The 11,808-nt window shown below is 67.0% G+C and carries 7 protein-coding genes and 2 pseudogenes; 1 reads left to right on the top strand and 8 read right to left on the bottom strand.

All coding sequences use genetic code 11. The features are described 5' to 3' along the window. Positions 1-41 precede the first annotated feature (41 nt). Positions 42-431, top strand: a pseudogene (locus tag DD1DGNOD_RS01490) (thiolase C-terminal domain-containing protein); the annotation flags it as partial. Between the two features lie 314 nt (positions 432-745). On the opposite strand, the gene DD1DGNOD_RS01485 reads toward DD1DGNOD_RS01490, so the two are convergent. The 8 genes and pseudogenes from DD1DGNOD_RS01485 to DD1DGNOD_RS01450 form a co-directional block, all read right to left on the bottom strand. Beyond that, the gene (locus DD1DGNOD_RS01485; protein ID WP_165034652.1) at positions 746-1,924 is read right to left on the bottom strand and encodes a TetR/AcrR family transcriptional regulator; all 1,179 of its coding nucleotides are present in this window, start codon (positions 1,922-1,924) and stop codon (positions 746-748) included. 20 nt (positions 1,925-1,944) lie between these two features. Further along, positions 1,945-2,103, bottom strand: a pseudogene (locus DD1DGNOD_RS01480) (acyl-CoA dehydrogenase family protein); the annotation flags it as partial. 195 nt (positions 2,104-2,298) lie between these two features. Further along, positions 2,299-5,043, bottom strand: coding sequence for a LuxR C-terminal-related transcriptional regulator (locus tag DD1DGNOD_RS01475; RefSeq protein ID WP_131764779.1), 2,745 nt, complete (start codon positions 5,041-5,043; stop codon positions 2,299-2,301). 119 nt (positions 5,044-5,162) lie between these two features. Beyond that, positions 5,163-6,704 carry a class I adenylate-forming enzyme family protein gene (locus DD1DGNOD_RS01470; RefSeq protein WP_131769270.1) on the bottom strand — a complete coding sequence of 514 codons (1,542 nt, stop codon included), beginning with the start codon at positions 6,702-6,704 and terminating at the stop codon, positions 5,163-5,165. Then, on the bottom strand, positions 6,701-7,873 hold the full coding sequence (locus DD1DGNOD_RS01465) for an acetyl-CoA acetyltransferase (protein WP_241255393.1): 1,173 nt from the start codon (positions 7,871-7,873) through the stop codon (positions 6,701-6,703). Before DD1DGNOD_RS01465 ends, DD1DGNOD_RS01470 begins: the two co-directional genes overlap by 4 nt. Positions 7,874-7,884: 11 nt before the next feature. Continuing rightward, on the bottom strand, positions 7,885-8,718 hold the full coding sequence (locus tag DD1DGNOD_RS01460; RefSeq protein ID WP_165036328.1) for a hypothetical protein: 834 nt from the start codon (positions 8,716-8,718) through the stop codon (positions 7,885-7,887). Between the two features lie 33 nt (positions 8,719-8,751). Next, positions 8,752-10,983 carry a hydantoinase B/oxoprolinase family protein gene (locus DD1DGNOD_RS01455; RefSeq protein WP_131769267.1) on the bottom strand — a complete coding sequence of 744 codons (2,232 nt, stop codon included), beginning with the start codon at positions 10,981-10,983 and terminating at the stop codon, positions 8,752-8,754. Between the two features lie 188 nt (positions 10,984-11,171). Then, positions 11,172-11,768: a hypothetical protein gene (locus tag DD1DGNOD_RS01450; RefSeq protein ID WP_206442876.1), complete on the bottom strand. Its 597-nt coding sequence runs from the start codon at positions 11,766-11,768 to the stop codon at positions 11,172-11,174. Positions 11,769-11,808: the final 40 nt, after the last annotated feature.

Raw genomic sequence — 11,808 nt, 5'->3', positions numbered from 1 at the left:
CTTCAGGTCAAGATTTCTGAGCCAAGATCTTGACGCGGGACAACATGACCAGCTCCGCCGCGCGGCAGGTGTACGAGGCGGCCGGGGTGGACCCGCACGACGTCCGCGTGGTGGAGCTGCACGACTGCTTCACCGTGAACGAGCTGATTTGCTACGAGGCGCTGGGGCTGACCCCGGAGGGCACGGCGGAGAAGTTCATCGCCGACGGCGACAACACCTACGGCGGCCGCGTGGTGACCAACCCGTCGGGTGGGCTGCTGTCCAAGGGACACCCGCTGGGCGCGACCGGGTTGGCGCAGTGCGCGGAGCTGGTGTGGCAGCTGCGCGGCGAGGCCGACAAGCGCCAGGTGGAGGGCGTGAACGTGGCGCTGCAGCACAACATCGGCCTCGGCGGCGCCGCCGTGGTCACCCTCTACGAGAAGGTGGCCTGAGCAGGCACTGTTGCATTCGTCGATCATAGTTGATCTTCACCGCAGATCTTTCCGTCAGACGCGCTCATGTGCCCCGATCAGTGGGGCTACCGGCCGCCCGGAGCCGCGTTGATGAGCCTCGGCGCCGGAAGACTTGCAGCCAAGATCCGCCGGTGCACGCGAATGCAACAGCGCCCCCAGAACCACCTCGCCGACACCTTCGGCCTCACCGGTGGGCACCCCGGACTTAGATAATACAGTCCAACAATATCAACATCTGCTGTGATCGGCGAAAATCCTAGCAAAGATCGAAATAGCTAGGAAACTCCACTAGGTCAGAGCCCGAGCAGCCGGCTACAGATCGACTCGACCGCGGCCGGCACGTCCGGGTTGTGCCGCAGGTGCGGGGTGCGGGCCGTGTCGTTGGCGACGGCGACCGCGGCGTGCACGCGGATCCGGGCGGCGGTGGGGTCGAGCTCGGGGTGCACGAGCCGGAGCAGGTGAACCCATTCGGTGAGGTAGTCGTGCTGGGCTCGGCGGGCGGCGTGGCGTTCGTCCTCCGGCAGGTGCTCGACCTCGGTGATCAGCAGCCCGATCAGGTCGTGGTGGGCCTGGGTGAACCGGATGTAGGAGCCGATCAGCCGGCGCAGCGCATCGGCGGCGCCGTTCGAAGTCTGATAGACCGCGCTGACGTCCATCAACAGGGCGGCCGTGCCGCGCTGGAAGGCGGTGCGCAGCATGTCCAGCTTGCTTGGGAAGTGATTGTAGACGCTGGGGCCGGTGATGCCGACGGCGTTGCCGATGTCCTCGATGCCGACGCCGGCGTAGCCCTGGGTGGCGAACATCCGCACCGCCTGGGTGAACAGCGCCTCGCGGCGCGACGCCGGCAGCAGCGCCGGTCCGGCCGGTAGCGGCGGCGGTGCGGCGAAGGTGCTGGGCAGCGGGGTGTCCAGCACAAGGTCGGCAAGCTCGGCGAGTAGTTCGTCGTAGGCGGGTCGGGACAGGTCCAGGTGGTGGAAGGACGGGCTCATCAGGACGGCCAGCGTCGCCCAGGTGACCAGGTCGGCGGTGTGGGTGTCGAACTCGGGGCGGGCGGCGCGCACCCGGTCGGTGAGTCGGCGTCCGATCTCGCGGACCTCGGCGCGCAGCAGGGCGTGGTCGTCGGGGGTCAGGTGGCGGGCTTCGCGCTGCCAGAGCACGCCGATGTGGCATTCGTCGAGGCAGAGGGCGGCGAGCCGGGCTGACGCCGTGGACCGGTCGGCGAGGTCGAGATCGTCGAGCAAGTGCCGTATCGGGGCCATGCCTCCGGCGATAACCTCGCGGAGCAGGTCCTGCTTGCCGGAGAAGTGCCGGTACAGCGCGGACGGGCCGATCGCCACGGCCTCGGCGAGGTCGGTCATTCCGATCTGGTCGTAGCCGCGGCGGGTGAACAGGTCCGAGGCGGCGCCGAGGATCAGCGCCCGCCGGTTACGCGGGCGGGTGCCGCGCGGCGGCGCGAGCGTGCGGTCCGGCACGGCAACCTCCTCGGTGCGGTTCAGCCCAGTTCCAGCAACCAGCCGATGATCTCCGTGGTGCCGCCGTAGATCCGCGAGATCCGCGAGTCCGTCCAGGCTATCGGGTACTCCAGCATGCAACCGTAGCCGCCGTGCAACTGCACGCAGGCATCCATCACGCGGCCCTGTAGCTCGGTGGTCGGCACTGTTGTATTCGTCGATCACAGTTGATCTTCACCGCAGACGCGCTCATGTGCCCCGATCAGTGGGGCTACCGGCCGCCCGGAGCCGCGTTGATGAGCCTCGGCGCCGGAAGACTTGCAGCCAAGATCCGCTGGTGCGCGCGAATGCAACAGTGCTGGCCGACGTGGAAGCGGCACCCGCTACCAGAGCGTTCAGGTCAGGATCCGTCGGCGGCGTGCCTCCGAGACTGATTCCCCGCGCCGGGCGACGCCGAGCTTGGTGTAGATGCTCTTGAGGTACCACTTGATGGTGTTGATGGTCAGGCCCAGGTTACGCGCGATTTCCGTGTTGGACAGTCCGCGATCCAGGAGACGGAGGATGTCAATCTCGCGGGCATTTAGTGGTTCTTCGGGAGTGGGATTCCGCTCGGCCGGGCGATCGATAATGGGGATTGCTGCCCGTTCTGCGTCGGCGTGGGCCGTGGCGAGCAGCCTGGACAGGTAGTCAGACGGCACGGTGGTCAACCCCGCGGGCCATCGGCGACACCGTCCCGCGTCCCGAAGCCGACCGACGATCTTCAGGAGCTCCGGTCCAGCGTCGATGACAGTGCGCACGAGACCCGATCGCGCACCGGAGACCAACGCAGGTACCACAGTACGGACTGCGGCGTCGGAGTCGCCGCTCAGCGAAAGCACTATCGCGAGTTCGATGCGTGCGGTCGTTTCGGCGTACCGCCAGGCCACGGAGCTGCTCTCGTGGAAAATCTCGGACAGCGGCCGAAGTGCGCCGTCGTAGTCGCCCTGGGCAGTCAGGATTCGCGCGCGCATCGTGAGCTGGTAGTGGCGGGTGGCCATGGCGATGCCGTCGTCGCCGCGTGCGATTTCCTCGGTCTGGTGGGCGAGCACGTTCTGTGCGCTCCCGGTGTCCCCGAGGGCTAAGTGCAGCCGCAGGCGTTCGTAATCGACGGCAGCCGACAATCGCGGCAGTGCGAGCTGGCTCGCCGCTTCGTCGCCTTCATCGAGAAGTGACCAGACGTCTTCGATGTCGCCTCGCAGGGCTTTGATCCGGGCCAGGGTGGTGTAGGTGGCGATCATGAAATCGGCGACGCCGCTTTCGGCGCCGAGTTCGTGGCACTCCTCGAGGAGCCGCTCGGCGGCGTCGGTTTCGCCACGCTCGTAATACAGCCTGCCCAGTGGCGCTCCCGCTAGCCGGGCGGCGTGCGAGTGTTGCCCGGCGACTCTGCGTGCGAGCGCCACGGCTTCCTGGTAGAGGCGTTCGGCGGTTACGAGGTCGAGTTGGGCGAATGCAGCGAGTCCGGCGAAGCAACGCCCGTACACGCCAGCGTAAGGCCCGCGTGTGGTCGCATGGAAGGCGTTGGCCCACTGCTGCCGCGTCTGCGCTGTGCGGTAGTCGAAGGTGTGGATGTCGACGAAGGTGCGGATGTTGGACGACACCGCGACCAGCCAGGGCCGGTAGCCCGGGTTGTCCACGATGTAGGGCGCGACCAGGGTGGCGGCGCGGTCGATCCGGTCGCCGTAGACATCGATGCAGGCCTGCACGACATCAGCCTCGCCGAGGGTGTCCTTACTGGTGTCGTCGGTTGCGGAGGCCAAGGCGGCTCGCACGTGGTCGATCGCGGTCTGCGCAGGCTGTGCCCGTTGCAGGAGGCAGTTGGCCCAAGCGACGGCGATCTGTAACGTCGGCCTGCTTGGCAAGAGGAACTTCGGCAGCTTGTTGACCAGGCCGAGCAGGGTGGCCATGCGGCTGTGCTCCACCAAGTGCATGGCCTGCCGTTCCACCAGATCCACAGCTCCGGTGTCGTTGCCAGCGGCCAAGGCGTGGGTGACCGCCTCGCTGAGAAGGTCGTGATCAGCGAACCACGCCGACGCGGTGCGGTGCAGGGTGACGATCCGGTCGGCGTGATCACGCTCCAGGCGACGCCGCAGATAGCCCGCGAAGAGGTGATGGTAGCGGAACCATTCGCGGTTGTCGTCGAGCGGCCGGAGGAACATGTCTCGCCGTTCGAGCTCTTCCAGCAGGGCCTGTCCACGCCGCTGCCCGCTCACCGCGGCTGCGAGGTCGCCGCAGAGGCGATCACAGACGGAGGTCGCGAGCAGGAAGTCAAGCAGGTCGGCGGGCAAGGCGTTGAGCACGTTCTCGGCGAGATAGTCGCCGATGGAGTGATGCCGGCCCGAGAAGCCGCGGATCAAGGCCGACGGGTCGTCGCTGTTGCGCAGCGACAGGGTGGCGAGTTGGAGCGCGGCAACCCAGCCGTCGGTGCTGGACCACAGTCGATGGACGTCCTCGCTGTCGAGATCGAGCGCGTTGAGGTCGAGGAGGAAGGCGACGGACTCTTTGTGGTCGAAGCGCAGCTGGGTGGCGTCGATCTCGGTCACCTGGTTACGCACCCTGAGCCTCCCGACAGCCGGTGACCGGGTTCGACTGGTGACGATCAGGCGGAGGTTGTCCGGGCCCACGTCGAGCAGGAATTCCAGCGCGGCGGCAGTCGTGGGGGCGTCGATGAGATGCCAGTCGTCGAGAACGATCGCAAGGGGCCGCCCGTGCTCGGCAACCTGGTTGACCAGTTCGGTGAGCACGTACCGTTGAGCGTCGCCGGAGTGTTCTTCGAGGACATCGACCAGGTCGCCAGCGAGAGTGGGTTCGACGCGGCGCACCGCCTCGATGAGGTGGCTGAGGAACCAGACCACGTCGTTGTCGTCGCGGTCGAGGCTGAGCCAGGCGACCGGCACGCCTTCGATGCGCAGCACGCGCTGCCATTGAACCGCCAGGGTGGTCTTACCGAACCCGGCGGGGGCGTGGATCAGAGCCAGCCGCTTGGCCCGGCCTTCGCGGAGCACGTCGATGAGCCGGTCACGGCTGACCAACCCATCGTCGTCGTAGGTGGGGGCCTGAAACTTCGTGGACACGGCCGGCGTGGGAGGTGCCTTGGTGTCCATTCAGCTCGCCTCGCCTCCGAGGGCTCCCCGCCCGGCTCCGTTGCCACGCGTTCGTGACTGTGCTCACACGTCCTAGCGTTCATTCTGGCACTGGCCGCCTGAACCGCAACACCTCGGCCTCACCAGCCTGGCCAGCCGGCCCGCAGCGCCTTCTTGTCGAGCTTCCCGTACACGGTGGTGGGTAGCGTCTCGACGACGCGCACGGCCTTGGGCTGCTTGTAGCGGGCGAGCTCGGTACGGCAGCGCGCGAGCAGTTTGGCCTCGTCGAACGCGCCGGTGTCGTCGGGCACGACGAACGCGACGACGGCTTCGCCCCAGTCCGGGTGCGGGATGCCCACGACCGCGACCTGCCCGACACCGGGGCAGGTCGCGGCGACGTTCTCCACCTCCGTGCTGTAGACGTTCATACCACCGGTGATGATCATGTCGTTTTTGCGGTCGAGCAGGTAGACGTACCCGTCTGCGTCCATGCAGCCGAGGTCTCCGGTGTGCAGCCACCCGTCGCGCAGCGTCTTGGCGCTCTGTTCGGGGCGGCCGCGGTAGCCCACCATGGTGTAGGGCGTGTAGGCGGCGATCTCACCGACCTGGCCGCGGGGCAGCTCCTGGCCGTCCTCGTCAACGACCTTGACCGCGGTCATGGTGGCGGGCTGGCCGCAGCTGGCCAGGCGGTGTTCGCCGTCGGGATCGAGGCGATGGTCTTCGCGGCGGAGGCGGGTGATGAAGTTCGGCGCCTCCGACTGGCCGTAGAGCTGCATGAACACCGGGCCCAACACCTTGAGGCCCTGTTCGAGACGTTCCCGGGTGATCGGCGCGGCCCCGTAGAGGATGGTGCGCAACGAGCCGAGGTCCAGCTCCCGCCCGCCCGCGCGGTCGAGCACACGATAGATCATGGTGGGCACCATGAACGTGAAGGTCACGCGGTCAGCGGCGATGCGCTGCAGGACCAGCTCGGGGTCGAACTTGGTTTCCAGGAAGTGCCGGGCGCCCTTGAGCATCCCTGCTTGCAGGAGGAAGCCCGCGCTGTGCGGCAGCGGTGACATCAACAGCAGCACCTCGTCGTCGAGCAGCCCCATCTCCATCACGTGGGAGAACAGGTTGAGGGTGAGATTGCGCTGGGTGTGCGTCACCCCTTTGGGCAGGCCGGTGGTGCCGCCGGTGTAGACGATCAACCCGATGTCGGCCGGGGTCGGGTTGACGGATGGCACCGTGTCGGGTTGTCCGGCCAGCGCGTCGCTCCACGGGACGACCCCGTCAGGGCACTCGTCCGGGTCGGCGACGGCGATGACCAGGTCGAGCAGGGGTGGCGCGGAGCGCAGCGCCACAGGGAGCATTCCTGCGTCGGTGATGGCGACCCGGGCGTCGCTGTCACGCAAAATGTAGTCGATCTCGCTGGCCGACAGCATGTCGTTGAGTGCCACCTTGACTGCACCGCAACGCAGGATCGCCTGGTCGGCAACGACGTATTCGGGTCGGTTGGACATCATCAACGCCACGGACACGCCCGGGCCCACGCCCTCCTGGCGGAGTCGGTGAGCGAGCTGGTTGGCGGCGGTCACGATATCGCCGTAGCTGTAGGTCTGGCCCTGGTAGTGCACCGCGGGACGCGAGCCGAACCGGTCGAGTGCGTCCACGAATAACGATTTCAGGGTGAGGTCAGTCATTGCACACGCTCCAGGACACTCGCGTAGTTGGCGACCGCGACGCCGCCCATGTTGAACACCCCGGCGACGGTGGCGCCCGGGATTTGCATCGCTCCCGCACGTTCGGTGAGCTGCAGCACGGCCATGACGTGCTGGGACACGCCGGTGGCGCAGACCGGGTGGCCTTTGGCCTTGAGCCCGCCCGAGGGGTTGACGGGCAGTTTGCCGTCCCGGTCGACGACGCCGTCGGCGACGACCTGGCCCCCGCCCCCGGGCGGGCACAGGCCGACGACCTCGTACTCGATGAGTTCAGCGATGGTGAAGCAGTCGTGGATCTCCAGCAGGTGCAGATCGGGCAGCCGCACCCTGGCCTGCTCCAGGGCCGCCTGCCACGCCCGGTGCGCGGCGGCGAAAGCGAGCGGGTCGCGTCGCGAAGTGGGCAGGAAGTCGTTGGCCTGCACCAGGGCGCGGATCCGCACGGCAGGTGTGCGCGGAGCGCTGCCGGGCGCGGCAAGCACGACCGCGGCGGCGCCGTCGGAGATCGGGCAGCAGTCCGTTCGGCGCAGCGGGGCCGCGACCATCGGGTTGCGCGGACCTGTGCTGCGACAGAAGTCGAAGCCGAGGTCGGAGCGCAGGTGGGCGTATGGATTGGCCACGCCGTTGCGGTGGTTCTTGGCCGCGATCCGGGCCAGCGTGTCGCTGTGGTCGCCGTACTTGGCGAAGTAGGCCTCGGCGATCTCGGCGAACAGTTCGGCAAACCCGGTGCTAGAGGACTCGCCGGCACGTTCGTAGGCGGCGCCGAGCAGGGCGTGGCCGATGGCCTCGGCGGGGGCGTGGGTCATCTTCTCGGCACCGATCACCAACACTCGACGAGCCTGGCCGGATCGGATCGCTCGCACTCCGTACAGCAGGGCAGCCGAGCCGGTCGCGCACGCGTTCTCCACCCGGGTGGCGCGGGTGAACAGCAGATCGTCATCGGCCTGCAAAACCAGTGAAGAGGGGAAAGCCAACGACTGCAATCCCCCATTATAGATGCCGAGGACGATCTCGTCGATCTCGTGGGGGTGCAGGCCCGCCGTTGTGATGGCGTCCCGCGCGGCGGTGACGATCAGCGATTCCAGGCTCTCGTCGGACAGGCGACCGAAGGGGGTGTGGCCCCAGCCCACGATTTCCACATCGTCGTGGTCCACATCGGGTCCCTTCAATGCTCAGATGCGGTGAGCGCGTTGATCCTCGCCAGCACGGTTTCCGGCGGGGCGTCGTAGGGGATTTCGCCGAAGCGGAACCCTCGCTTGGCTGCGGCGTTGACGAGCCGAGCGGCCTCGGCCGTGTCGGTCCACACGGATGGCGGGAGTCCCCCACCGTGGCGCCGATCGTCGGGCGACGCATCCGGTCCAAGGCGAGGAAGAAGGAGCAGGTCGCCGGGCAGCCCGGTATCGAGCTGGTCAGGGTCGGTCACGCCGTCCAGCCGGACCGCGGTGACCCAGCCGTAGTGCCCGGCGGCGGCCAGCAGGCTCGACCAGACATCGGTTTCGTCATCGTCGGGTCCGGATGCGGTGTCACAGGTGATCTGCAGCCCCCGGACCGGCCGGTCCGCCACGGCACGGATCACCTCCAGCAGGCCCGCCGCAACGTCATCGAGCACATCGAAGTCGACCTCACCTGCACCGGTCGCGAGGAGCCTGCGCGGTGACGGGCAGTCGAGCACGATGTCGACGCGGTCGCCGAGCTGGTGGAGCAACGCGTCGAGGGTGTCGGCCAACACCCGGCGCGGCGCCGGCAGCTCCAACACCTCACAGACGGCGGCGACCTCACCACTGCCGACGAGATGGCGGGAGAACGGACCTAAGACATTGACACCGAACACATCGGACCGCAGTAACCTGTGTGCCTGCGCGGTAGCGGCGACCAGCGTGGCCGGATCATCGTACCAGCGGTCGGGCGCGCCGACGAACACCGACCACACATACCGGTCGCAGTCCAGCCAGGTTAGAGTGTCACGCCTGGCATGAACCCAGTCGTCCAAGGCCTTCATCGTTCTCCCGCCGTTCTCGTCAGTCCCCCACCGTCAGCCCTGCAGCTGCGCGAGCTTGGCCTCCAGCTCCGCGATCCGCACGTCCTTCGGGTTGGGCATCATGACCGGCACGATCGCGTCCGCGGGGCAGGTGTCCTCGGGGGTGCCCCGGAAGAGCACGCGGGGGTCGCCCCAGGAGCCGAAGAACGGCACGTCGGCCGGGGGTGTCTCGGTCTCCCAGTCCTTGACGAACTCCGCATACGGCTTGCCCCGCTTCAGCCGAGCGGCCCGCTCGGCGTCCTTGGCCGCCGAGGTGGCCTCGGCATCGACCGCGGCGGTATCCGGGTTGAGCACCACGTGGTAGATGTCGCGCGCGGTGTTTAGGGACACCAGGCCGTCGCGGTAGTCGGCGGCCACCGCCTCAGGGTCGCGTTCGAGCACGTCACCGTAGCCACCGCCGGCACCCTGGGTGAGCATGTACAGCTCGCCTCGGTCGGCGAGCTCGAACTGCAGGCCCATGTGGTGCGTCGAGTAGGTCGCATCGGGGAACGGACGGTCGTTCATCAGTTCCTCGATGGTGTAGCGCAGCAGTTCGCGCTGGTTGTCCATCACCTTGAAGATGTCGACGCCCTTGATCTTGCACAGCGGGTAGGTGCCGGGGCCGTAGCCACCGAAGATGCCGTGCGAGCTGGGGAACTTCGAGCCGATGCTGCACACCATGAAGCCCCACATGGCGCTGTCCTTGGCGGTGGCGATCTGCTGGTAGCCCTGGCCACCGCGGAACTTGCCGAAGCCCTGGTTGTCCCGCATCACCCTGTTCGGCACGATCTTGAGGATCGGGACTTCTTCCTCGATGAGCTCCTGCTCACCGATGTCGGCCATGGGCGCGAAGATCGGGGCGACCGCGTGCTCGCCGTCCCGGTTGGACCGTGCGGCCCCGCCCATGCCATTGAGGTCGGCACACACGTTGCCCACCAGCTCGCCATGCTGGTTGATGCCGCCGTAGATGAACGTGACGATCATGTTGTACCAGCCGGCGATGACGTCCGTAGAGCGTTCACCCGCACTGTAAAGGAGTTTCGGCACCGCCAACTGGGCCGCAGTGAAGGAGGGGAAGAACGTCATCATGCTCTGCGCGTTCGGCGCATCCGGGGAACAGTTCAGCGCCGACCCCGGGTCGGTGATGACGGTCATCGGCTCGAACACCGCCTGGTTCCGCGGCAGGTCCGGCCACACGAACGTAAGGAACTCCTGGGCCAGCATGCCCTTCATCGACGAAAGGATCGTGTTGTTGGCCCGGTTCAGGAACTCCGGTGACGAGCCACGGAAATCCAGGATCAGCTCGTCGTCCTTCTTGGTTATCGCCAGCCTGATCTTGACCAGGCAGTTCTCCCGCAGTGTTCCGTCGGCGAAGGTGTTCTGCCGCACGGTGCCATCCGGCCACGTCCGGAGCCTGCGGCGGACCTCGTCGGCGGTGTCGGTCAGGGTACGCCGCAGCGTGGCGATCACCGTGTCGACACCGTATTCGGCGATCGCATCCTGGACCCGGTCCTTCATCCGCATCGCCGCAAACAGCTTGGCCTTCATACCCTCCATCTGCAGCTTCGGCTCGCGCACCGAGTTCTGCAGGAAGGTCATGATGTCGCGGCGGAACGTGTAGTTCTCGCCCACCTTGAGCGGCGGGACCTTCAGGCCCTCATCGAACGGGGACTCCGCCGCCGAGGGCATACCGCCGGGTTCGGTGGCGCCGTTCTCACCCTCATGCACGACCGCGCCAGTGAAGCAGATCAGCTGCCCCTCGTGGAAGACCGGGATGACGAGGCTCTGATCGGTGTTGTGGACGTTGCCGTAGCGGGCGTCGTTGTGCATGAAGACGTCGCCCTCGCGGATACCGACCGTCGGCTCGTCGGCCCAGTACTTGAGGATGAACTTGACCGGGTGCTGCGTGAGCACCGAGAACAGCAGCACACCGCCCATGCTGGACAGGGCCAGGTCACCCGAGGCCGTCCACATCCCGGAGATCAGGTCGCCCCACTTCGCTCTCGGCGCCGCACCCATCTGCTCGACCATGTCGAACGACTCGTTACATGCGGTCTGCAGCTTGTTCCGCACCAGGTTGATCACTTCGGGGTTCGTGAACCGCGCCAGCGCCTGTGTCTCGCGCGGTGACTCCGGAGCGAGCTTGTGGTTCTTCATGATCTCGGGATCGGGCCCGAGGAACAGGACGTTTTCTTCGAGGAACTTCTCGACCAGCGACTTGTCGTCAGCATTGTCGGACTGGCTCATGGCGACGCACCTTCCGGTAAGACGTGTCTGGCAAGGATGGCAAGCGGTTTCCCAGGCCGCGCACGGGCTACGCGAAACGGATGGGCTTCGGTATGGGCTTCTCGATGACGCCCGCCTTGCCGAGACCGAGAAACGCCAACGCTTGCATGGTTGCTGGCATCGTCGCCAACCTCCTTCCGGCGTCTCGCTCAGATGGTCCTGGTGAGCACCGCGGAGCCGGTACGCCCGATCGTGATCTGCCACCCCGGTTCGGCGAGGTAGGTCGTGCGCGGGGTCTCCACCAAGGCGGGACCCTCCACGACATGGCCCTCTTCGAGGCCGGCGACGTCGTAGACGGCGGTCTTGACCGCCCCGTCGATGCCCGGGTAGTAGCACTCCCGCCACCGGGCGGGGTTCGGTGCCGGGCGAGGCTCGGCCTGGGTGGGCTGCATGGTGAACTTGTCGTGATCGACATAGCTCACCACCCGGATGACGTTGATCCGGACACCTGCTTCGGGCGCCTGGCTGCCTTCGCCATACCGCTGGGCGTAGATGTTGCTGAACAGGTCCAGCAACTCGATCACGTCCCGGTGCGAGGTGAGCCGCTCGAACGGGCACACGACACCGATCTGGGCAAGCTGGTTGCCGTAGCGCAGGTCGACCTCCACGCGCGACTGGATGCCGGCGGGATCGACGCCCTGGCGGAGCAGGTCGTCGCGGCCCTTCGCGGCGAGTTCCGCCACGGTGTCGTTGAAGACCTGGTAGTCGTCCAGCAGCTGACGGGCGGTGGCGTCGTAGACCATCATGAGTTTTATCGGAAACTCGGTCTATGAATCGAAGTCCAAG

Source organism: Candidatus Protofrankia californiensis, from assembly GCF_900634765.1.
Classification (GTDB): Bacteria; Actinomycetota; Actinomycetes; order Frankiales; family Frankiaceae; genus Protofrankia; species Protofrankia californiensis.
Note: the sequence above shows the minus strand (reverse complement) of the source record. Positions and strands in the feature narration are given on the sequence as shown.

Coding starts and splice junctions, on each gene's coding strand:
- DD1DGNOD_RS01475 (WP_131764779.1), bottom strand. CDS start 5,043: ATGGACACCAAGGCACCTCCCACGCCGGCCGTGTCCACGAAGTTTCAG.
- DD1DGNOD_RS01450 (WP_206442876.1), bottom strand. CDS start 11,768: ATGATGGTCTACGACGCCACCGCCCGTCAGCTGCTGGACGACTACCAG.
- DD1DGNOD_RS01455 (WP_131769267.1), bottom strand. CDS start 10,983: ATGAGCCAGTCCGACAATGCTGACGACAAGTCGCTGGTCGAGAAGTTC.
- DD1DGNOD_RS01460 (WP_165036328.1), bottom strand. CDS start 8,718: ATGAAGGCCTTGGACGACTGGGTTCATGCCAGGCGTGACACTCTAACC.
- DD1DGNOD_RS01470 (WP_131769270.1), bottom strand. CDS start 6,704: ATGACTGACCTCACCCTGAAATCGTTATTCGTGGACGCACTCGACCGG.